Genomic DNA, 21,507 nt, shown 5'->3' with positions numbered 1-21,507 from the left:
ACGTAACCAACAGCGGCGGTGTGCTCCGAAAGTTTAGACTTGGTGAATGACTACAGCAGCTAATCCGTCCGTTGGACTGGTCGGTTGGCGTGGCATGGTCGGCTCCGTCCTGATGCAGCGCATGCAGGACGAGAACGACTTCGCCAACATCAACCCGGTATTTTTCTCCACCTCGAACGCAGGAGGTGCCGCCCCGTCCTTCGCTGATGGGGCCGGCAAGCTCGAGGATGCGTTCGATATTGAGACGCTGGCCAAGCTGCCGATTATTGTCACCGCCCAAGGTGGCGACTACACCAAGCAGGTCCACGGCGAACTCCGCAACCGCGGCTGGGATGGCCTGTGGATCGATGCTGCTTCCACGCTGCGCATGAACGACGACTCGATCATCGTGCTGGACCCCATCAACCGCGATGTCATCGACGCCGGACTGTCCGGTGGTGTGAAGGACTTCATCGGCGGCAACTGTACGGTTTCCTGCATGCTGATGGGCCTCGGCGGCCTGTTCAAGAACAACCTGGTCGAGTGGGGCACCTCCATGACGTACCAGGCGGCTTCAGGTGGCGGGGCCCGGCACATGCGTGAACTCCTCAACCAGTTCGGCACCCTCAACAACGAGGTCAGCAGCGAACTGGACGATCCCGCGTCCGCCATTCTCGAGATCGACCACAAGGTCCTCGCGGCCCAGCGCACCGGCGTTGACGCCACCCAGTTTGGCGTGCCCCTGGCCGGCTCCCTCATTCCGTGGATCGATGCCGACCTGGGCAACGGCCAGTCCAAGGAAGAGTGGAAAGCCGGAGTAGAGACCAACAAAATTCTCGGCACCGGCAACGGCACCGCAGGTAAGGACCACATCGCCATGGACGGCCTGTGCATCCGCATCGGCGCCATGCGTTCACACTCCCAGGCCCTCACGCTCAAGCTGCGCGAAGACCTGTCCGTGACGGAAATCGAGAACCTCCTGGCCAAGGACAACGAATGGGCCAAGGTTGTTCCCAACACCAAGGAAGCCTCCATGGCGGACCTGACCCCTGTGGCAGCGTCCGGAACCCTGGACATCCCGGTGGGCCGTATCCGCAAGCTCGAAATGGGCCCGGAGTACATCAGCGCCTTCACCGTGGGAGACCAGCTCCTGTGGGGTGCAGCCGAGCCGCTCCGCCGCATGCTCAACATCGTGACGGGCAAGCTCTAGTCCTGCCACGTCTCTAACCCGCTGTTCCGTTGCTACTTGGCCTCGGGACAGCGGGTTTTCCACGATAATAGGGCCTCCGCTCCAACGCCGCTTTTAGCTTCCGTTCCACTTCCCACGGCCTGCTGAGTTGTTCCCAATCAATCCGGACAACTTCCCAGCCAGAGTCCGCAAGGGCCTTTTCCCGACGACGTTCGTTGAAAAGGACCTCGTCAGTAGATGCGTAGTCGAAATACTTGGCGCGGCCGTCAAACTCAAGAATCACTCGACGGTCCTCCCAGCCGAAGTCTCCCCGGTATCGCCCGAGCGGGGTTTCCACCTCGAGTTGAAGGACGGCGTCCCGGATGCCAAGCCTGCTCAGCAGAATCCGTGTCCGGGTCTCCCCCACCGATTCGGACCTGGCATCCATCGCTTCAAGGACACGGCGCACTCGTCGAACACCCCGCGTGATGCGGCCGCTGTCCACATAGGTTTGAAGCAGCAGCTGATTCGCACCGCGGCGGAGCGCTTGATCTGCGATAACCACAGCCCTTTCCAAGTCCATGGTCCGGGCACAATCAACGACAGTACGCTCCAAACTGGTGACACGTACGGGCCGGGGCCACGACGCCTGTAACTCAACCATTTCCGACGGCTCCAAATGGCCGCCGTGGGCTGTGACGTCCTTACCAGAGCTTGCCTGGGCAGGTGAAAACGGCATGGTGACGTGAACCGTGGAACCCGCACCCCACGGAGAGCACCCATACAGCCGGGCGGCACTTGCATGACTGTAGACGCTTCTGCGGCCCACATTGGAATGATGTGCCTGTATCCGCAGCAGGTCTTGCTCCCACGGTTTCTGTGTTCGCCAATCCAGTGTCCGAATGTAGGCACCACGCCGGAGCCTGATCAGCATTCCGGAGCGTACGCCCAGGGTCAAAACCCGGTCACTCAGCCCTCTCAATGCGAGATCCGTGGTGGTGGCAATGACGGCGTCCGGCCAATGGCTGGCGATCAATACATCTAGTTTTTTGCGTTGCATCGGCCCATCGTGTGTCCGGGGCGGGCTGTGAAACGAGCTGCCGGGCATCATATGTGGACAAACTCGTTGTGCTGCCGCAATTACGTTGCTGGCCAGCAACGTAATTGCGGGCCGCCAACGCGTTCGTGAGGCTCCAACTCAGCCTGCCATGAACTTCAGGTAGGCCCGTCCCTGAGCTTGGAACGAGCGCTCAGCGGCCGGACCCAACCACCCCGCGAACGGCTCCGGAGCGACGCCTATGGTCTTGCCGCTCACGGTCCTGGCCCACGTTCCCACCACTTCTCCGCCGGACACCATGATCCGTTTGAACACTCCGTTCTTGCCCGGCACCACCAACTCCGCATGCTCCGGAGCCAGCACGAGGCTCCTGTCCTGGTATCCGAGAAGGAATTCGTCGAAACCCGGGAGCGCCAGCAACGAGCGCGAGCCGGGGACGCCGTCGTCGAGCATTGCTGCCGTGTCCGGCGAGAGCCAATAGGCGGTGCCTCCGAACTGCATTTCAACCAGGCGGTCCTGTACCTCCTTGAGGGCGGCACGCGCCTCTGTAAGGGGCACCTGGCTCCACCACGAAAAATCCTTGATGGTGGCAGGGCCGTGGCTCAGGACGTAGCGAAAGAGAAGCTCGGCGATGCCTTCCTCACGTCCCAGTTCCCTCGAGTTCGGAATCCACTCGCCGAACGGCACGAACAGTTGCTGCACACCCACTTTGCCGTTGGACCCCGCCATCGGTCCTTGGACCAACCAGGCGCGCTGGCAAAGGCTGCCCAAGAGGTGGATCCCCCGCTGTGCCTTGGTGATTTGGCCGGCTTCCTCGAACGCCTGGAACAGCTGCTCCCTGCTTGCTCCTGGCGCCCCCTCCGCCTTGAGGACCTCGGCGGTTTTGAAAGCTATGTCCCGGCAATGACTGATGTCGTCGGGCGTGATGTTGAGTTCGCGGTGTCGGCCCGCCGTCGAATTCATCAATCGGTCACTCGTGATGCCCAGGATCCAGCGAAGATCTTCAGGCGCGAGCAAATGCAGCGTCCCGCGCATGGGCCATGAGCGGACCACCGTCCCGGCGTCAAGGGCGGCCCTGACGTCCGATGCAGCCGTGCCTGGAACGCGCTGCCCAACCGCCCACAAGGCTGAGCCAAGATCCTGCGCCTGCATGGCTGTCATCCACCGGACCGCCTCCGGAACTCCGGGAAAGCCGCCGCCCAACAGGCCTTGGCTGGCGAGCCGCAAGCGGCCCAAGACGCGCGGAGCGGGGTTCGTTCTCTCGGCAGGCATGCTTTATCGTAAAAGGACCAGCGAGCACAGGGAACCTTGCCGAGCCTCCCAGCCGTCACCCAGCAGGAGATCCTAGGATGGATTCATGCTTTTTGGTGATCTTGCTCCGTTTGTGCGGCCGATGAGCCGGTGGTTGGCTACCACCGGTTGGTTCTGCACGCTCGTCGGGCTGGGCGCAGGGCTGATCGTGGCTGTGGGGACGGGCGTCAGCTTGTCCCCTTCAATGCAAGCCATCCAGACAGTCAGCTTGGTGGCAACTGCGGCGGCCGCGCTGCTCATCGGAACCGCTGCCGCCACCCAGCCAGTAGCCGATCGCGACGACGACGCGCCCGAACCTTGGTTTTATCCGGCAGCTGCAGCACAGGTCCGCAGCTTCCTGCTCGGAGCGATCGTCCTGCTCCTGGGTTTGGTCGGCTTCGCCACTGCCGGCCTGTTCATGCCCAGCGGGCCGTCGCCGCAGAGTATCGCGTTCAGCCAGATCTTCTTGTTGGGATCGGTCAGCTGCGGGCTTACGTTCCTGCTGCTCAACAAGGTGTTGCCGATCGCCGAGCGCCGCACACGCTGAGTTGGGTCCCTTCGCCGAGGGGCGACGTCTCGGCCGTATCGCACGCCCAAAGTCCCGAGAGCTAACCCCTCGCGAACCACTCCCCTAGGTGCACACTCGCCGAGGGGCGACGTCTCGGCCGTATCGCACGCCCAAAGTCCCGAGAGCTAACCCCTCGCGAACCACTCCCCTAGGTGCACACTCGCCGAGGGGCGACGTCTCGGCCGTATCGCACGCCCAAAGTCCCGAGAGCTAACCCCTCGCGAAGCGGTGAAAGCCAAGCCCGCTAGAGGCTGACGCCAATCAGCAATGGTTCCGGGTGCAGTTCAATGCCAAAACGTTCGACGACGCCGGAACGCACCTCACGCGCGATGGCCACCATGTCGGCGGCGGAAGCTGAACCCCTGTTGGTGATTGCCAGGGTGTGCTTGGTGGACAGGGAAGCCCGTCCGCCGGAGACACTGGATTCCTCGAGCCCGAAGCCCTTACCGAATCCAGCCTGATCGATCAGCCAGGCAGCGGACAATTTCACCAGGCCGTCGTCACCAGCGGGATACTTGGGCGCGTTCTCCGGCAAAACCGACGCACGCTCCGCAGGCACGATCGGGTTGGTGAAGAACGAACCCGTGGAATAGGTGTCGCGGTCTTCTGAGTCCAGGACCATGCCCTTGGACGCGCGGAGCCGGAGGACTTCCCGCCGCACATCGTTGGAGTACGCCCGCTTGCCGGCCTCTACGCCCAGCACGCGGGCCAGCTCACCGTACCTGATGGGGGCACTCATTCGTCCCAGCGGCAACTGGAACTCCACGGTCAGCACAACGTAGCGGGGCGATCCCTCGACGGTGGTCTGCTTCAAGATGGAGTCGCGGTATCCGAACTTGAGCTCGGAGTTGGTGAATGTCTGCACTGCGTTGCGTTCGCGGTCCCATGTGCGGACAGCGGCAATGGTTTGTGAAACATCTGCTCCGTACGCTCCGACGTTCTGCACGGGGGTGGCTCCGGTGGCTCCCGGAATTCCGGACAGTGCTTCCAGTCCGGACCAGGCGTGCAGCACGGAGTGTTCTACCAGAGCGTCCCAGTTGTGGCCTGCCTGCACTACCACTGACACGCCTCCGCAGCTGTCTTCGGAGTTCACGGTGAACCCCTCGGAGGCGATCTTCAGGACGGTACCGGGGTAGCCGTCGTCGGAGATCAGCAGGTTGGACCCACCGCCGATGATCAGGAGTTTTTCGCCTGCAGCGTCAGCCGACCGGACGGCGTCGATAATCTCCGCTTCGGTGCGGGCCTCAACATAGTTGCCCGCGGGGCCGCCAACGGCAGCGGTGGTCAGTTCGGAAAGCAGCGTTTGGGTCACCAATCAAGCCTAACGGGCTTCGTTGGGCTGCGCGGACTTCCCCGTCTTTTGGCCGGCCAGGGGTGCCAGGAAGAAGCTGACCACCAGCAGCACCAAGGGCGCCAGCAGCGAATGCAGGATGCCAAAATGTTCAGCCAGCAGCCCCAGGAGCGGAGGACCACACAAGAAAGCACCGTAGCCGATGGTGGATACCACGGACACCCGGGCCGCAGCGTGAACGGGATCATCGGCAGCCGCGGACATCCCCACGGGGAACCCGAGTGAGGCACCCAGGCCCCATACGGCCAACGCCACGAACGCGAGCCACGGGACCGGAGAAAATACGAAAAGCGAAAGACCCACGACGGCGGTAGCCGAGCACCAGCGCATCACCACCACACGCCCAAAACGATCCAGGATGACAGTCCCGGTGAAGCGGCCGATGGTCATGAACGTGACGAAGAGTCCGTAGCCGACAGCGCCCGCCGCGTCAGACTGCCCATAGCCGTCGGCCAGAGCCAGAGCAACCCAGTCCCCGGCGGCTCCTTCGGCCAAGGCCAAGCCGAGGACAAGAACTCCAATGAGCAAAGTCCGGCGGTCACGCCAGGCAAGGGCAACCAGCCGCTTGTTGTCCAGCGGAGCTGTGGCCTCGCTGGCGTCTCGCTGGGCTGATTCGGAGGTGATGATCGGCAGCGGCCCGGTGGAGGGATCCTGGAAGGTATCCGTTTGTACAGGCCGGTAAGTTTGCGTGGCTGCAGCGGTCTTTTCCGCGCGGAACCAGAAACCAGCGGTGACAACCGAAGTAGTCACTACAACGCCCGAGATCAGGAAATGCCAGAACACCGGCATGTGGATGGCGGCTGCCCAGGCGCCGAAGCCTGCAGCGGCCACCGTTCCGAGGCTGAACGCGCCGTGCAGGTGCGGCATGATGTGCCGCTCCAACTCGCGTTCCAGCGACGCCCCTTCCACATTGGACGCAGTGTTCCAGCTGGCGGTGCCCAAGCCAAGGACTACCAAGCCTGCTGCCACCACCAGTGAATTGGCTGCAATCGAGGTGCCAACACCCACGGTGACAAGACCCGCACCCACCATGCAACTGCCGATCCTCGTGGTCAGTTTGGGACCGAGCCTTAGCACAATCAGCCCCGAGGCTGAGATCGAGATGAACGACGCCACCGTCATGCACATGAGCAAGAGGCCGATGCCGCCCGGAGTGAGATCCAGTCCGTCGCGGATGGCGGGCAGGCGCGATACCCAGGTTGCGAACGCGATGCCACTGGCTGCGTAGGAGGCAAGAACAGCGGCGCGCCACCGCGACATTTCTGTCGGTGTGGCGCACGGTTTGCTGCTATGAGTGGTGTTCGGGCGGTTCAAGAGACCTTCACAACCGCCTGCGACTTCATGAGGACCTTCTGTCCGGCCGCAACGACGGTGAGGTCGATGCGAGCTGTGCGAGCATCGTCGTCGAGCGCTCCCACCACACCGGTGACGTCGATGACCGCGCCTGCCTGATCGGTGCCGGTGGTATCCGTGACGAGGACGGGTTTGGTGAAGCGGGTCTGGTAGTCGACGACGGCGGCGGGGTCGCCTGCCCAGTCGCTCACCAACTGCACTGCGGCACCCATGGTGAACATGCCGTGGGCGATGACGCCCGGAAGCTCCACGGAGGTTGCGAACGATTCGTTCCAGTGGATCGGGTTGAAGTCGCCCGAAGCTCCTGCGTACTTGACCAGGTCCTGGCGGGTGACGTCGATGCTGCGGGTGCCGATTTCCTGGCCGACCGTCAGTTCTTCGAATGTAGGGCTCATGGTTACTGTCCCTCTCCGCGGACCAGGATGGACGACGTTGTAGTGGCGACCTTTTCGCCCGCCTCGGTGGAAATCTCGGAACGTGTAGTGATCATGGCTCCCCCGCCCATGGCCCGGACGCCGTCAACGTGCAGTTCTGCCACAAGGCGGTCGCCGGCGACGATCGGCCGGTGGTGCGTGAACCTCTGGTCGGCGTGGACCACCCGGGAGAAGTCGATGCCCGACTCCGGGTCCTGGACCAATTGGGCGTCAGCACGCTGGGCGACGATGATGGCAAACGTAGGCGGGGCGACGAGGTCGCTGTGGCCCAAGGCCTTGGCAGCCTCAACATCGAAGTGCGCGGGGTTGCTGGCTTTCACGGCCTTGGCGAACTCGCGGATCTTTTCTCGGCCGACGTCGTATACCTCTGCGGCAGGGTAGCTTCGGCCCTGCAGGTCCGGATTAATACTCATGCTCCAACCCTATCGGGCCGAGGGAGCGCGGGTGCAGCGCGCTGCTGAGGTGAAGGAGTTACTTCTTGTAGCTCTTGCGGATCTTCTGGCCCCGCACTACGAGCCCTGCAACGTGGAGCAGCAGCCCGACACCAATGATGGGCAACGAAGCAATGGCCAAGCCTTGGTTACCGGACGTGTTCCCCACAATGGACAGGATGAGTCCGACGGCGATCAGCCCCATGGCGCTGAAAACCAACGCTTTGTATGACGTGGAGGCGGTGGCCCAAAATTCTTCTAGCACCGTCCAAGTCTACCGGGGCGTGGTTGGTGGGTTCGCGAGGGGTTAGCTCTCGCGGGAAAGGGGCGAACTTACCCCCGAGATGTCGCCCCTCGCGGGGAAAAGGCTAGAAGAGCGAGTCCTGCAGCGCCGGAATTTCCGTGATGTGGGGGCCGAACTCGATCTTGCGGCCCTTCAACGCGCCCAGGTCAGCCACGAAGCTGCCCTCCACCTCGCTACCCGAAGCGTCCGGCAGGCCCGCCAAGGCCACCGCCCCGGACAGTGAGTGGATCCGCAAACCGTGCCCGCCGCCGTCGAACGTTGCCGGGTACGGATGGCGGCGTCCGCCTTCGGCACCCGCAACACAGAGCCGCTCAGCCAAAGCCGGCCGGTCCCACTCTTCCTCCACAACGGCGTAACCAGTCATGGCCAAGCCACCGAGCAACTCGCGCACCCTACCGGCGTGCTGACGGTTCAACGACAGAAGCTCGACGCCGGCACGCGGCTCCACGAGTCCCGCGGCTTTGGAAGCGGAACGGACCTGCTGGACGAGGCCGAGCTCGCGCGTCACCATGTCCTCGAGAATGCGAACAACACGGCCGTCTTCGGCATGCGCTACATAGGAGGCGTGCACAGCGCCCTGCTCAGCGAGCCTGTTCCACTTGCGGGGGGCAGAGGCGGTCCCCACTTTGGTGGCACCGTTCGCGAACGTGGCCACATAGAGCCAGTGCGGTTGCATCAGGTAGGCCCGGAGACCGGTGGGAACGGACGTGCCCCGGTGGAAATCGTGCATCAGCCGGGAGTCGTCCCGCGCAAAGCAGGCCCCGCACTGCTTTCCACGCTCGGCCGGAGAACCACTACGGCAGGGAACATGGGTGCGCTCCCCCGGACCGTGAACCTTGGTGTGGCCAAGACACCACAAGCCAGGGATAACGCGCAGGCCCAGGGCTGAGCCCCGGGCCAACGCAACATCAGTGAACTCCGCGTCCGGTGTGAAAATTCGCAACGAGGGGGACGTAGAGTCCCAAGCGACTCCGTGGACCAGCATGCTTACAGGGAAGGCTGGACTCCGAAGGCGACTGCGAGCTTCATGATCTTCTCGGCGCGGCCCAAACGCGGGAGGTCGGAACCATCGCGGATGACACGGCCGTTAGCCTCGAAGTCGTTCATGAAGTCCGTGGCCCAGGCGACGTCCGAAGGCGTGGGGCTGATGACCTCATTGATCACGGTGGTCTGGTCGATGGCCAGGCAAAGCTTGCCGGTCATTCCCATGGTCACGGTGATACCGGTCTGCTCACGCAGGATGGGGTGGTTGGTACCCACGGTGGGACCGTCGATGGGGCCCGGCAGGTTACCTACGCGGCTTGCGACAACGAGCTTTGCACGCGGGTACGCCATGGCCTCCGGGGTGGCCGCCATGCCCGTATCGCGGCGGAAGTCGCCGGAGCCGAAAGCAAGCCGGAAAGCACCCTGCGCGCGTGCGATGTGGTTGGCTTCCTCAATGCCGAGGGCGGACTCAACCAGTGCGATCACCGGAGTCTTACCGTCCATGCGGTGGTAGGACTCCGTGACCTGGTCAGCGGATTCGGTCTTGGCCAGCATGACGCCGAGCAAGCCCGGGGTACCGCGCAATCCGGCGAGGTCGTCGGCCCAGAACGGGCTGGTGGCGTCATTGATACGGACCCAGGCCCTGCCACCGGCGGTCAACCAGTTGATGACGTTTTCGCGGGCAATGTCCTTCTGGGAAGGGTCAACGGCGTCTTCGATGTCAAGGATGATGGCGTCTGCCCGTGAACCCGCGGATTCGTCAAAAAGCTCCGTCTTCATGGCATTCACAAGGAGCCAGGAACGGGCGATATCGGCGGGAATATTGCGGGTAGGCCGAACTGATTCGGCGGCGATGCTAGACGTCATGTATCTACCGTATCCGGCCAGCGCCCTGCACAGCGAAGAATTCCGCCCGCTTGTGAGGATCAATACGAACTAAACCCCATATGACTGTGGGGTCCCGCAGTATGAACGCCCGACGACGGTACCCGCCAGTCATATCCGGCCCAGTTGTCGCTGTTGTTCACAAGGCTCAACACTGCGTCTTTGTGTCCTCGGGTTGCCGGAAAAGGCCCCGGATTTCGTCCCGTTTCGGGCTGTTTCGCAGCGTTTCCGGGAGTTACCGCGGCACTTCCCAGCCGCCGTCGGAATGGGCTTTCATCGTTCCCAAGCCGTTGCACAGGATCCCAAGCCCTTACGTGAGCCGGCCTTACCCAACACCCTGCAATCCATCGAAAGTAGCTCCCATGAAACTGCACCTGCCCCTGCTGAGCGTCGCGGCCGCCGTCGTACTAGCGCTGACGGTGTCCGGCTGCGGCGGTGCAGCCGAAGCCGGACAAGCCAGCCAGACCGGCAACGAGGTCAAGGAACTCCGGTACCAAGGCTCAGCCAACAACGTGACCTTTCCCGAGCTTGCGGCGGATCTGGGCTACCTCGGCGACCTGAAACTGAACTGGGTGGGCAACACCACCAGTGGCCCGCAGGACATCCAGTCCGCAGCCACCAACCAGACCGACTTCGGAGGCGCGTTCTCCGGTGCGGTGGTCAAGCTCATCGAAGCCGGCGCTCCCGTCAAGGCCGTGACCAACTACTACGGCTCGGACGAGAAAACCTTCAGCGGTTACTACGTGAAGGCCGATAGCACCATCAAGGAACCGCGCGACCTGATCGGCAAGAAGATCGCGGTCAACACCTTGGGCGCGCACCACGAAGCCGTCATCAACACCTGGCTGACCAAGAACGGACTCAGCCAGGACGAAATCAAGCAGGTCCAGCTCGTCCCGCTCGCACCCAACGATACCGAGGAAGCCATCCGCCGCGGACAGGTGGACGCGGGAACGCTCGGTGGCGTACTGCAGGACAGGGCCATCGAAGCAGGCGGACTGCGCTCGCTGTTCAGCGATGTGGAGTTGTTCGGAACGTTCGCGGGCGGCCAGATCGTGCTCCGCAACGAGTTCATTGAAAAGAACCCAAACACCACCCGAACCTTCACCACGGGCGTTGCCAAAGCGATCAAGTGGGCAGCCGAGACGCCCCGCGATGAAGTCATTGCCCGTTTCACCAAGATCATCGAAAGCCGCGGACGCAATGAGAGCACGGCCAACCTGAAGTTCTGGAAGAGCCCTGGCGTCCCGGACGCCGGCGTGATCCAGGACAAGGACTTCACCCGCTGGGAGGCCTGGCTCAGCTCCGCCGGAATCGTCAAGGACAAGCTCACGCCTTCCAAGTACTACACCAACGAGTTCAACGAACTCGCTGCAGCGAAGAAGGGATAGCCATGACCGCGAAAATCAGCCTCCGGAACGTCACCAAAGAGTTCACGGTCCGGGCCACCAAAACCACCAGCGCCACCCGCCTCACTGCCATCGATTCCCTGAGCCTGGACGTCCGCGACGGCGAATTCCTCACCCTGGTGGGGCCCAGCGGGTCAGGCAAGACCACACTCCTGGATCTGCTGGCCGGGCTCTCCACGCCGACTTCCGGTGAGGTCCTGGTGGATGGGAAGGCCGTCACCGGGCCAGGGAAGGACCGGGCCGTGGTGTTCCAGCAGTACGCACTGTTCCCCTGGCGGACGGCCTCGGCGAACGTCTCGATCGGGCTTGAAGGCGTAGGGCCGGACGGCAAGAAGCTGAACCGACGGGAACGGGCCGCGAAAGCCAGCGAGTACCTGGCACTGGTGGGGCTGGCGGGCTTTGAGGACCGCTACCCCCATGAGCTGTCCGGCGGCATGAAGCAGCGCGTTGCCATCGCCCGCAGCCTGGCCTACGAGCCGGATGTGTTGCTGATGGATGAACCATTCGCAGCCCTTGACGCCCAGACCCGCGAGCAGCTGCAGGATGAGCTCCTCAGGATCTGGAAGGCCACCGGGAAGACCATCGTCTTCATCACGCACGGCATCGATGAGGCCGTGTACCTCGGCGAGCGCGTGGCTGTGCTGAGCGCCCGCCCCGGCCGGCTCAAGGAAATCGTGGACATCAACATCCCGGACCGCGACGGTGACGAGGACATCCGCTCCAACCCCGCCTTCGTGGAGCACCGCCACCAGGTGTGGACGCTCCTGCACGACGAAGTCCGCCGCGCCCAGGACGCCGGCCACCGCAAGATCCTGCCGGACGGCAGCGCACCGGACGAACCGGCAACCACCACTGAGAGGAGCGCCGCCTGATGACCACCACACTCACGCACGCGGAATCCGTAGCGTCCAAGGCGGGCAGCGCCACTGAACCGGGCGCCGCCGTCGAACCTTCCGATACTCAAGCGGCAGCTGCAGAGCCTACGACGCCGGCACCCGGCATAGCGCGACGCGTCGCCGGGGCCGTGGGGTCAGGTTTGTGGAAGTCCGCGGCGGTCCTGGCTTTCCTGGCGCTGTGGGAGCTCGGACCGACGTATCTGGCCAGCCCGTCCACCCGCGTGTTCCTCCCGCCGCTCCACGAAGTGCTCCTGGCATGGGGCAAGCTGTTCGAAGCCGGAACCATCCAAGGCCACATCGCGGCCAGCCTCACCCGTTCCGTGGCCGGTTTCGGAGCCGCCCTGGTGGCAGGTGTCTCGTTGGGCCTGCTGATCGCTTGGTACGGTCGCCTGAACTCGGTCCTGAACCCGCTGCTGGAGCTGTTCCGCAATACTGCGGCACTGGCTCTGCTTCCCGTGTTCACACTGCTGTTGGGTATCGGCGAGGAGTCCAAGATCAGCATCGTGGCGTACGCAGCGTTCTTCCCGGTTCTCCTCAACACCATTGCCGGCGTGAAGACCGTGGACCCGCTGTTGATCAGGGCCGCGCGCTCCTTGGGGCTCAACAGCTTCCGACTGTTCCAGAAGGTGATTCTTCCGTCCGCAGTTCCCACCATTTTCACGGGTATCCGCATGGCCGGCACGGCATCCATCCTTGTGCTGATTGCTGCCGAAATGGTGGGCGCCAAGGCTGGCCTGGGTTACTTGATCGTGAATGCGCAGAGCAGCTTCCTGATCCCGGACATGTACGCGGGCATCCTCACGGTGTCCTTGCTGGGCCTTGGCGTGAACTTCCTGCTGGTAGCCCTTGAACGGCACTTTTCCCGCTGGCGGACCGCCGTTGGCGCCGCTGCTTCCTAGACCCACCCGCGGCCCGTGCCGCAACCATCACAACAAGTAAGGAAAGAACCATGACCGTCATTACCGAAACCAAACTGGAGTTCGCCAAACTCGGCTCCCGCATCGGCGCCGAAATCCGTGGCTTGGACATCAGCGGAGACCTTAGCCAGGAAACCGTCGCCCAGATCCGGGCTGCGTTGAACGAACACAAGGCGCTGGTGTTCCGCGAGGCGAACATCCTCAGCGACGAAGCCCAGGTGAAGTTTGCCAGCCACTTTGGCCCGCTCACCAAGGCCCACCCCACGGTTGCGTCCGTGGAGGGAGAAGAGAATGTCCTGCCCGTGGACAGCGAGAACGGCTCGGCCAACAACTGGCACACGGATGTGACCTTCGTGGTGAACCCGCCGCAGGCTTCCACGCTGCGCAGCATCGACCTCCCGGCCTATGGTGGCGAGACCCTGATCGCTTCCTCGGCCGGCGCGTACCAGGACCTGCCGGAGGAGCTGCGGAACTTCGCGGACACCCTCTGGGCCATCCACACCAATGACTACGACTACTCGGTGCCCAAGAACCTTGAGCACTCCAACGCCGAAGAGCGCCGCAAGGAATTCACCCGCCTGAAGTTCGAAACCGCCCACCCGGTGGTGCGGGTCCACCCGTTGACCGGCGAGCGCGGATTGTTCATTGGGGGCTTCGCGCAGCGGCTCCGGATTGTGGGCCTGTCCAACACTGAGTCCAAGGACATCATCCGCCTGCTGCAGGCATACGTGACCCGTCCGGAGAACGTAGTCCGGGTGAACTGGGAGCCCAACCAGGTGGTCCTGTTCGATAACCGCATCACGCAGCACTACGCACCGGACAACTACGACGGCCAGCCACGCAAGCTCAACCGCGTCACCATCGCGGGCGATATTCCGGTGGGCATCGATGGCAAGCCGAGCCAGGCACTCCAAGGTGATTCGAGCACCTACTCGGTAGTGGCTCCTTTGGCAGCTTCCTAGGAGCGCCCATGTGTTGCTGTTGTAGACCCAACTGAGTCGCAGTTCAGGCCGTTTTAAGTGCTCAAAGGGCCCGAACTGCGACTCAGTTGGGTTAAAACAGCGTTAGGGGATGTTGTTTCCCCGCGCTGCCACCCACAATCCGTACCACTCGGCACGGGTCATGTCCGCCGCAACCGCTGCGGCATCGGCGCATGCCTTGATGCGCACGGGGTTAGTAGTTCCCACTACCGGGGAGATCCCGGCCGGGTGCTTCATCAGCCAACCCAGCAATACCGATTCCGGCGTGGTGTCCTTATCCGCCGCCAGTTTTTCAAGCATGTCCGCGGTAGCCGACTCAGCCGGCGAGAACTCCGCAGACGGCGCACCTGTATAGCGCCCTTGGGCCAGGGAACCGTACGCCTGCAGTTCAATACCCTTGGCCATGCAGTGCTCAAGAGTCCCGTGCGGGAAGCTGTACTCCAGCCCCTCCGCATGGTTGACGAGCACAGTGCTCTCCAGCCAGTCCCGGCGAAGCAGACTCATTTCCAGTTGGTTCGCCACAATGGGAATCTCCAACTCGTCCTGCAGGAACGCGATCTGCGCGCCGGACATGTTGGACACCCCCACCTGCCGCACCTTGCCTTCCGCCACCAACTGCCCGACGGCGTCAGCCACCTCACGCGGGTCCATCAACGGATCGGGGCGGTGCAGGAGCAGCGTATCCACGTAGTCTGTCTGGAGCCGCTTCAGGCTCTGGTTGACACGTTCGAGGATGGCTTCACGGCTGAGGTCGTAATGCGTATCCAGCCCGCGTTCCCCCAGCCTGATCCCGCACTTGGTCTGAAGCTGAATCTTTTCGCGCAGCCCCTGCGAACGGGCCAGGACTTCCCCAAATACAGCCTCGGACTTTCCGCTGCGATAGATATCCGCATGGTCAAAAAGCTCAACGCCAATCCCCTGTGCAGCTTGGATCACTGCAGCGGCCTGATCGATCTCCGAAGCACCGTAGGACGTACCGTCCCAAGGGCCGCCGAGTCCCATACAGCCGTAAATGAGGCGTCCCCGCCCGTTCGCATGAGTCATAACTTCAGTATTCTGCCGCAGCGCTTACGCGTTGCTGACAATCCACGCGGTGGTGTCGGAAGGCAGTTTGCCATCCTCCAGCGGGCCGCTGGCCACTACGACGTTTCCTTCCGGAAGTTCCACGGGCTTGCTGCCGAAGTTGGTCACCGTGTGCCAGCCACCGGGCCGGCTAAAGTGCAGCACGTCCTGGTTCCCTGTTTCCACCCATTCGAGTTCCTCGTCGGTCTGGAGTTCGCTGCGCAGGCTCAGTGCCTTTCGGTAAAGCTCCAAGGTGGAGCCTTCCACGTTCTCCTGCCCGGACACTGCATAGTCCTTGAACCATTCCGGCTGCGGCAGGTGTGCTTTGCCCGCGCCGAAGCCGTACGACGGACCTTCTGCGGTCCACGGCAGCGGCACGCGGCAACCGTCGCGGCCAATCTCGACGCCCGGGTTACGGAAGAAGGACGGGTCCTGGCGTTCGGAATCAGGAATCTCCGAGACTTCGCGCAGGCCCAGCTCTTCACCTTGGTACAGGTAAGCAGAACCAGGAAGCGCGAGCAGCAAGAGCGTCGCGGCGCGCGCACGACGCAAGCCGAGTTCGACGTCGAGCTCTTCCGCCGGTGCGCCGGCCAGCAGCCAGCCCTTGCCGTCCTGTCCCTTGGGCTTTCCGCCCGTGATGTCCTGTGCCGCATTGGTTCCCTGGGCCACCGAGCCCCCCTTGGGCAGGCCGTACCGGGTGGCATGACGGACTACGTCGTGGTTGGAGAAGACCCAGGTGGAGGATGCGCCCGATTCCTTGGCAGCCACCAGGTTGTCCGTGATGATCTTCTTGAACGATGCAGCATCGAAATCGGACTGCAGCAAATCAAAGTTGAACGCCTGCCCGAGTCCTTCAGGGCTCGCATAGCGGGCACGGCGGGACTCATGGACCCAGGCCTCGGCAACAGCGGTGCGGGGCGGGTTGTACTCGTTGAAGAGCTTGCGCCACTCCGCGTAGACCTCGTGGACTTCATCGCGGTCCCAGAACGGGTGCGATCCATCGGTGAAACCATCCGTGCCATGGGCCTTGGCTTCCAAATCAGCCTTCATGGGCAGCGGCTCGGAAAGGTCCTTGGCCATGCCGTGGGCAACGTCGATGCGGAAACCGTCCACGCCGCGATCGGACCAGAAGCGCAGCGTCTTCAGGAAGTCCTCGCGAATCTCCGGGTTCTCCCAGTTGAAGTCCGGCTGCTCCTTGGCGAAGATGTGCAGGTACCACTGGCCGGGAGTGCCGTCGGGCTCGGTGATGCGGTCCCAGATGGGTCCGCCGAAGACAGAGTCCCAGTCCGACGGCGGCAGCTCACCGTTCTCGCCGCGGCCGTCGCGGAAGATGTAGCGCTCGCGGGCTGCGGAGCCTTTGGGGGACGCCAGCGCTTCCTTGAACCACTCGTGACGATCGGAAGAGTGGTTGGGAACGATGTCCACCACGATCTTGATTCCTGCGGCGTGCAAGGCTGCGGCCATCTCGTCGAAGTCCTCAAGGGTTCCCAACTTCGGGTCCACATTGCGGTAGTCATCCACGTCGTAGCCGCCGTCTGCGAGCGCCGACGGGTAGAACGGGCTCAGCCAGACGGCGTCGATCCCCAGTTCTTTCAGGTAGGGGACTTTGGCCGTGATGCCCTTGATGTCACCGAGTCCGTCACCGTTCGCGTCGTAGAAGCTGCGCGGGTAGATCTGGTAGACGGCCGCCTGGCGCCACCAGTTCGGATCGGACATGCGGTCGGCGTCGGTTCGGTGTGCCTGAGTGGCGGAAGTGCTCACGAAGCTCCTTTGATTTAGTATCTAAATTTATCTCCTGGACCAGTATGAAACGCGGCCCCGGGAAGGTCAACAATGGTTAGCCCTTGACGGCACCCTGTGTCACTCCGGCCATGACCCACCGCTGCGTGAACAGATACGCAATGATCGCCGGTGCCATCGCCATGAGGTAGGACGCGAAGGACACGTGGTAGTTGTTGCTGAACTGCGTCTGGAAAAGGTTCTGCCGCACGGGAAGCGTCTGCAGTGCCGGATCGGAAATAATCAGCGACGGCATCATGAAGTCATTCCATGCATAGAGGAACGCGAAGATCCCCACGGTGGCACTCATCGGTGCCAAGAGCGGGAAAATCAGTTTCCAGAAGGTCTGCCACGTGGTTGCGCCGTCAATCCTGGCGCTCTCTTCAAGTTCCATCGGAATGGAGCGGAGGAAGGCGGTGAAGAGCAGGACGCTGAAGCTCAGTTGGAACATGGTGGCCAATAGGATGACGCCAAACGGATTGTCCAAGCCAAGGCGGCCCGTGAGCTGAATCTGCGGCAACGCAACTACGGGGAAGGGAATGAACATTGCTCCCAGAAGATAGAAGAACGAATACCTGAACAGCCGCCGCTCCCAGTTGCGCACGATCGCATAGGAGGCGAAGGCGGCCAAGACGATGGTGGCAAGGACTGTCCCGGCTGTTACCAGCAAAGACATCGCGGCCCCCACCGGGAAGTTGGTCAGGGTCCAGGCTTGGACAAAGCCGTCCATGCTGAACGGGGCGGGGAAGGAGAAGGCGTTGCCATCCACGGCCTGCCCTTGGGTCTTGAACGCCATGGAGACCGTGACATACAGGGGTAGCAGCACAGTGACCGCGCACAACACGAGGATGGTGGTTGCGGACCAGTTGACCCGCTCCACCTTCGACGCAGCCCGGCGTCGGGTGGTTCCGGCGGCGGCGGCGGTGTCCAAGGGCGAGTTCTCAATAGCGAGGGTGGATTGGTTGGTCATTAGAGTGCGTTCCGTCCGCGAGTCAGCGAGAGCTGTACGAGAGAGATGAGGATGGCGACCACAAAGAAGATCGTCGCGTTGGCCATCTGGTAGGCGTAGTCGCCGCCGTTGAAGCCGGAGATGACAGTCATGGCGATGCTCCGGGTAGAGGTCCCCGGGCCGCCGTTCGTCAGCCCGACGATGATGTCGTAGGCGTTGAGGAAGCCTTTGAACCCGAGAATGATGTTGATCACCACGTACCCGGCCACCAGCGGGAGCGTGATCTTCAGCAGCTGTTGGAATTTGCTGGCCCCATCGATTTCCGCAGCCTCGTACACATCACCGGGCACAGCGACAAGGCCCGCGATATAGATGAGCAGGGCCCCCGGAACCGCCTGCCAGGCGGTGACCAGCACGATCGCGATCCACGCGAGGTCGGGGTTGGCCAGCAAGCTGCTCTCCAGCCATGGGATCCCGGCCGCAGCCCCCGCCGCCGGCAAGGAATTGGAGAACAGGAAGTTGAAAACGTAGGCGATGATGATGCCGGAAACCACCATCGGGATAACGAAGATGGTTCGCAGTGCCGACTTCATCCGGATGCGCGAGGTAAGCCCGACGGCCAGCAGGAACGCCACAACGTTGACCACGATCACCGTGACGATGGAAAAGCCGAAAGTGAACAGGTAGCTCTGCAGGATGGCGGGATCGCTGAAGATCGCAATGTAGTTGGTCAGGCCAACGAAGTCCCAGTCACCGATTCCAATGGAGTTGGTAAAGCTGAAGAAAATGCCGATGATCCCCGGAATCGTGATGGCCAAGGTGAACAGAATCAGGCTGGGCACCAGGAAGAGGTAGAAGATCGGCTCGACGCGTCTCTTCCCGCGCTGCATTGGGCTGCCCTGCTTGGATGCGTTTGGGGTGGTGATGGTGGACATGTATCTGACTCCCTATGGTCTGCACTACTGGCGGAACGCCAGGCGCGCCCAGTCTGCGTCGAGGGTGCGGAGGGTGGATGCAGGGGACGCGCCGAACACGATTGCCTGCGTGTAGTTCATGATCGGGATGGTGCGGGGAACGAGCACCGAGGGGCCCTGATAGACCTTGGCGTCGTCGTAGTACTGCACCATCCCCTCAATCCGGGGGTCGGGGACGTTCGCAGAGTCCTTGGTGGGTGTGAAGCCCAGCTGTGATTTGTTGTAGGCATCGATCACCTCGGGACGGTACAGATACTCAAGGAACCCACGCGCAGCGTCCTTGTGCTTGGAGGCCTCCGGGATCCAGGCGGCGAGGTCCACGTTGACGCGCACGCGCAAGTCCTCGGGGTTCTCGGTCATCGGCAGCGGAAAGGTGCCGAGCAACAGGCCCGGGGCGGTCTTGGCGATCTCGCTGAACGCCCACGGTCCCTGCAGATACATGGCAGCCTTGCCCTGCGAGAAGGCAAGGTTGCCGTCGCCGTAGGCCCGGCTTGCAGCATCCTTGTTCACGTAGTTCTTTGCCAGCGTCAGCATCTTTTCGACGGGCTGCTCAAAGTCCTTTTGGAATGACACCGAAGACTCCGGCCCAACGTTCACGCCTTCAGCATCGAGCTTCTTGAAGAAGTCGATGGTGTCCACCTGGCCGCCCACAGAGTAGTCGAACCACCCCTGGGCGATGGTCCAGTCATCCTTCCACGTGGCATAAAACGGCGTCACCCCAGCGGCTTTCAGCGCTTCACACGCCGCGATCAATTCGCTCCACGTGGTGGGGACCGCAATGTTGTTGGCGGCGAAGATTTCCTTGTTGTAGATCACGGAGGACGCCATGACCGAGTACGGGAGGGCACTGGTCCGCCCCGGGTATGAACCGTACTGTTCCATCAGCGGTTGAAGGTCTTCGCGGATGTGGGACGCTGCCTCCGTACCGGACAAGTCGCTCAGAGCACCGCGCTGGACGAAGCGGGACGTCTCCATGTTGTAGTTGGCAAGCGCGATGTCCGGCGGGTTGCCGCGAACGAAGCTCGCAGATACGACGTCGACGCCGGACGTATCGAGTACCACTTCTGTTTCATCCTGAGAAGCGTTGTAATCAGCAACCAGTTTGGTCATGAAGCCGATGGCCTCCCGCTTGCTGAACGTAAAACGGATGGTCTCTTTACCCGAATCCCCTGATGTGCCCGGTTCCCCGGTGCAGCCGGAGAGAAGGCCGGCAAACAGTGCCAAGCCCAAGCCCATTGCTGCGAAGCGTTTCCTGCGTGTCATTTTCACAGACACCGTAGCCCTTTCGTATTGCGGACCTCAGTGGCCGCATTGCCATCGTGTAGCGGACCGTGTGCATCGCCACCGAAGTTTAGATAGGCGGTAAATTTACGACCTATCGCTAACCATGGTGAGTGATGCCCGCCACAGGGTCAAGCGTTTGGCGAAATGCGTCGTCATCTAAATTTATGCACTAAATTTAGAGAGACCGTCCTATCGTTCCGATGGACGGCTGAGAAATGGGAGCTCCGAATGCAGACCGGGACTGCACCGTCAACGCAACTGGTACGGCGGGTCAACGCCAGCGCAATGCTCAAGGCCATGCGCGGCGCCGGAGTCGTCACCGGCACCGAGCTGATGGCCGCCACTGGACTCTCCCGCGCCACCGTCATCTCGATTTGCGATGAACTCGTCCGGCTCGGATGGCTCCAGGAACTGGAGAACCAACGAGGAGCCGGTGACTACGTCAAGGGCAGGCCTGCGCGGCGCTTCGTTTTCGACGACAGCGCGGCCAGCGTGATCGGCATCGACATTGGCGCCACCAAGATCACCGCGATAGTGGCTGACATGGCAGGAACGTCCTTGTCCCAGGTCACGATGCCCTTCCGCGCCTACAACGTCCCGGCCGATGAACGCGCAGATGTGCTGGACAAGATCGCCGCCGACGCCTTGGACAAGGCGGGCGTATCCGCCGACTCTGTTCTAGCCGTGTCTGTTGGCGTAGCTGCCCCGGTCAGCCGGGACGGCGAGGTCCTCACTGCCCAGGAATTCTGGAAATCCTTCGATGTCCGCCGGATCGTGTCCGAACGCCATGGTTGGCATGTGCTCCTGGAAAACGATGCCAATCTCGCGGCCCTCGCAGAACGGTGGCAGGGCAGTGCGCAGGGAGTCGACAACCTTGTGGTCATGCTCGCCGGCGACCGTTTGGGGTCCGGAATCCTCGAGTCCGGCCGTTTGCTCCACGGGCAGCTTGGTGGCTTTGGCGAGCTGGGATACCTGGACAACGTGGACGGCGTGGGCGACACCTACGGCATTGCCCACTACGCAACACTGTGGGGACGGGAAGCCCTCGATGCCGGTGCGGAAACCAAGCTGACGGCACTGTGCGGCGGTGATCCTGAAGCCCTGACCGCAGAGATGGTATTCAGGGCGGCCGCGGACGGCGACAACTCAGCCCTCGGCGTCCTCAACCGCGTGGCGCACCGCATGGCCCGGGCCATTGGCTCCATCAGTACTTTGGTCAACCCTGAGCTGGTGGTCATTGCCGGAGCCGTCGCAGCGTCCGCCAATGCCCTGATCCCCACCATGGAAAAGCAAGTCCCGGACTTCACCTTCACTCCCCCACGCCTGGCAACCTCCGCCCTGGGGGACGGCATTGTTTCCCTCGGCGCGATCCGCCATGCCCTGGACTACGTGGAAGAGCACGCGCTGGATCTTTACCCGGCCTCCCTGTCAAAACACGTGGCCGCCGGCTGAT

The 21,507-nt window shown here is 62.6% G+C and carries 21 protein-coding genes; 7 read left to right on the top strand and 14 right to left on the bottom strand.

Features of this window, described 5'->3' with window-relative positions:
- Window positions 1-46: 46 nt before the first annotated feature.
- The gene (gene asd, locus J3A64_RS01760) at window positions 47-1,189 is read left to right on the top strand and encodes an aspartate-semialdehyde dehydrogenase (RefSeq protein ID WP_011775637.1); all 1,143 of its coding nucleotides are present in this window, start codon (window positions 47-49) and stop codon (window positions 1,187-1,189) included.
- 13 nt (window positions 1,190-1,202) lie between these two features.
- Here asd and J3A64_RS23565 read toward each other — a convergent pair whose 3' ends face one another.
- Window positions 1,203-1,712, bottom strand: a complete 510-nt coding sequence (locus J3A64_RS23565; protein WP_286176136.1) for a DUF559 domain-containing protein — start codon at window positions 1,710-1,712, stop codon at window positions 1,203-1,205.
- Window positions 1,713-2,345: 633 nt separating this feature from the next.
- Window positions 2,346-3,476: a winged helix DNA-binding domain-containing protein gene (locus J3A64_RS01750; RefSeq protein ID WP_210063526.1), complete on the bottom strand. Its 1,131-nt coding sequence runs from the start codon at window positions 3,474-3,476 to the stop codon at window positions 2,346-2,348.
- A gap of 85 nt (window positions 3,477-3,561) precedes the next feature.
- Between J3A64_RS01750 and J3A64_RS01745 the strand changes: the two genes are divergently transcribed.
- A complete protein-coding gene (locus J3A64_RS01745) occupies window positions 3,562-4,041 on the top strand; it encodes a hypothetical protein (RefSeq protein ID WP_014922413.1) in 480 nt (159 codons plus the stop codon).
- A 265-nt stretch (window positions 4,042-4,306) separates the two neighbouring features.
- Here the strand turns inward: J3A64_RS01745 and J3A64_RS01740 are convergent, their stop codons facing one another.
- From J3A64_RS01740 to J3A64_RS01710, 7 genes are all read right to left on the bottom strand, one after another.
- Window positions 4,307-5,374 carry a UDP-N-acetylmuramate dehydrogenase gene (locus tag J3A64_RS01740; RefSeq protein WP_011775641.1) on the bottom strand — a complete coding sequence of 356 codons (1,068 nt, stop codon included), beginning with the start codon at window positions 5,372-5,374 and terminating at the stop codon, window positions 4,307-4,309.
- A gap of 9 nt (window positions 5,375-5,383) precedes the next feature.
- Window positions 5,384-6,673: a sugar MFS transporter gene (locus tag J3A64_RS01735; RefSeq protein ID WP_238324345.1), complete on the bottom strand. Its 1,290-nt coding sequence runs from the start codon at window positions 6,671-6,673 to the stop codon at window positions 5,384-5,386.
- A 50-nt stretch (window positions 6,674-6,723) separates the two neighbouring features.
- Window positions 6,724-7,161, bottom strand: coding sequence for a MaoC family dehydratase (locus J3A64_RS01730; RefSeq protein WP_011775643.1), 438 nt, complete (start codon window positions 7,159-7,161; stop codon window positions 6,724-6,726).
- Window positions 7,162-7,163: 2 nt separating this feature from the next.
- Entirely contained in the window at window positions 7,164-7,613 is a 450-nt protein-coding gene (locus J3A64_RS01725; RefSeq protein WP_011775644.1) for a MaoC family dehydratase N-terminal domain-containing protein, read from the bottom strand.
- Between the two features lie 58 nt (window positions 7,614-7,671).
- Window positions 7,672-7,896, bottom strand: coding sequence for a DUF3188 domain-containing protein (locus tag J3A64_RS01720; RefSeq protein WP_011775645.1), 225 nt, complete (start codon window positions 7,894-7,896; stop codon window positions 7,672-7,674).
- Window positions 7,897-7,999: 103 nt separating this feature from the next.
- Window positions 8,000-8,920: a DUF2797 domain-containing protein gene (locus J3A64_RS01715; RefSeq protein ID WP_210063525.1), complete on the bottom strand. Its 921-nt coding sequence runs from the start codon at window positions 8,918-8,920 to the stop codon at window positions 8,000-8,002.
- A 2-nt stretch (window positions 8,921-8,922) separates the two neighbouring features.
- The gene (locus J3A64_RS01710) at window positions 8,923-9,786 is read right to left on the bottom strand and encodes a CoA ester lyase (RefSeq protein WP_014922416.1); all 864 of its coding nucleotides are present in this window, start codon (window positions 9,784-9,786) and stop codon (window positions 8,923-8,925) included.
- A 380-nt stretch (window positions 9,787-10,166) separates the two neighbouring features.
- On the opposite strand from J3A64_RS01710, the gene J3A64_RS01705 reads away from it, so the two are divergent.
- From J3A64_RS01705 to J3A64_RS01690, 4 genes are read left to right on the top strand one after another with little or no spacing between them, the layout of a single operon-like run.
- A complete protein-coding gene (locus J3A64_RS01705) occupies window positions 10,167-11,195 on the top strand; it encodes an ABC transporter substrate-binding protein (RefSeq protein ID WP_167532110.1) in 1,029 nt (342 codons plus the stop codon).
- Between the two features lie 2 nt (window positions 11,196-11,197).
- Complete coding sequence (locus tag J3A64_RS01700; RefSeq protein WP_011775649.1) at window positions 11,198-12,085, top strand: ABC transporter ATP-binding protein; 888 nt, start codon at window positions 11,198-11,200, stop codon at window positions 12,083-12,085.
- Window positions 12,085-13,008 carry an ABC transporter permease gene (locus tag J3A64_RS01695; protein ID WP_011775650.1) on the top strand — a complete coding sequence of 308 codons (924 nt, stop codon included), beginning with the start codon at window positions 12,085-12,087 and terminating at the stop codon, window positions 13,006-13,008. The genes J3A64_RS01700 and J3A64_RS01695 overlap by 1 nt, the downstream gene beginning before the upstream one ends.
- A gap of 50 nt (window positions 13,009-13,058) precedes the next feature.
- Window positions 13,059-13,988 (top strand): TauD/TfdA family dioxygenase, encoded by a 930-nt coding sequence (locus tag J3A64_RS01690; protein ID WP_011775651.1) that lies wholly within the window; start codon window positions 13,059-13,061, stop codon window positions 13,986-13,988.
- A 102-nt stretch (window positions 13,989-14,090) separates the two neighbouring features.
- On the opposite strand, the gene J3A64_RS01685 is transcribed toward J3A64_RS01690, so the two are convergent.
- The 5 genes from J3A64_RS01685 to J3A64_RS01665 all read right to left on the bottom strand — a co-directional run bounded on the left by J3A64_RS01685 (window position 14,091) and on the right by J3A64_RS01665 (window position 20,033).
- Window positions 14,091-15,050, bottom strand: coding sequence for an aldo/keto reductase family oxidoreductase (locus J3A64_RS01685; RefSeq protein ID WP_043470519.1), 960 nt, complete (start codon window positions 15,048-15,050; stop codon window positions 14,091-14,093).
- Between the two features lie 24 nt (window positions 15,051-15,074).
- A complete protein-coding gene (locus tag J3A64_RS01680; protein ID WP_210063523.1) occupies window positions 15,075-16,829 on the bottom strand; it encodes a glycoside hydrolase family 13 protein in 1,755 nt (584 codons plus the stop codon).
- Window positions 16,830-16,905: 76 nt separating this feature from the next.
- On the bottom strand, window positions 16,906-17,817 hold the full coding sequence (locus J3A64_RS01675; RefSeq protein ID WP_210063522.1) for a carbohydrate ABC transporter permease: 912 nt from the start codon (window positions 17,815-17,817) through the stop codon (window positions 16,906-16,908).
- The gene (locus J3A64_RS01670; RefSeq protein WP_210063521.1) at window positions 17,817-18,731 is read right to left on the bottom strand and encodes a carbohydrate ABC transporter permease; all 915 of its coding nucleotides are present in this window, start codon (window positions 18,729-18,731) and stop codon (window positions 17,817-17,819) included. The genes J3A64_RS01675 and J3A64_RS01670 overlap by 1 nt, the downstream gene beginning before the upstream one ends.
- 24 nt (window positions 18,732-18,755) lie before the next feature.
- Window positions 18,756-20,033 carry an ABC transporter substrate-binding protein gene (locus J3A64_RS01665; RefSeq protein WP_238324346.1) on the bottom strand — a complete coding sequence of 426 codons (1,278 nt, stop codon included), beginning with the start codon at window positions 20,031-20,033 and terminating at the stop codon, window positions 18,756-18,758.
- A gap of 249 nt (window positions 20,034-20,282) precedes the next feature.
- On the opposite strand from J3A64_RS01665, the gene J3A64_RS01660 reads away from it, so the two are divergent.
- Entirely contained in the window at window positions 20,283-21,506 is a 1,224-nt protein-coding gene (locus J3A64_RS01660; protein ID WP_210063520.1) for an ROK family protein, read from the top strand.
- Window position 21,507: the final 1 nt, after the last annotated feature.

The organism is Pseudarthrobacter sp. PvP004, assembly GCF_017876035.1.
Classification (GTDB): domain Bacteria; phylum Actinomycetota; class Actinomycetes; order Actinomycetales; family Micrococcaceae; genus Arthrobacter; species Arthrobacter aurescens_A.
This window is presented reverse-complemented; position numbering and strand designations above follow the sequence as displayed.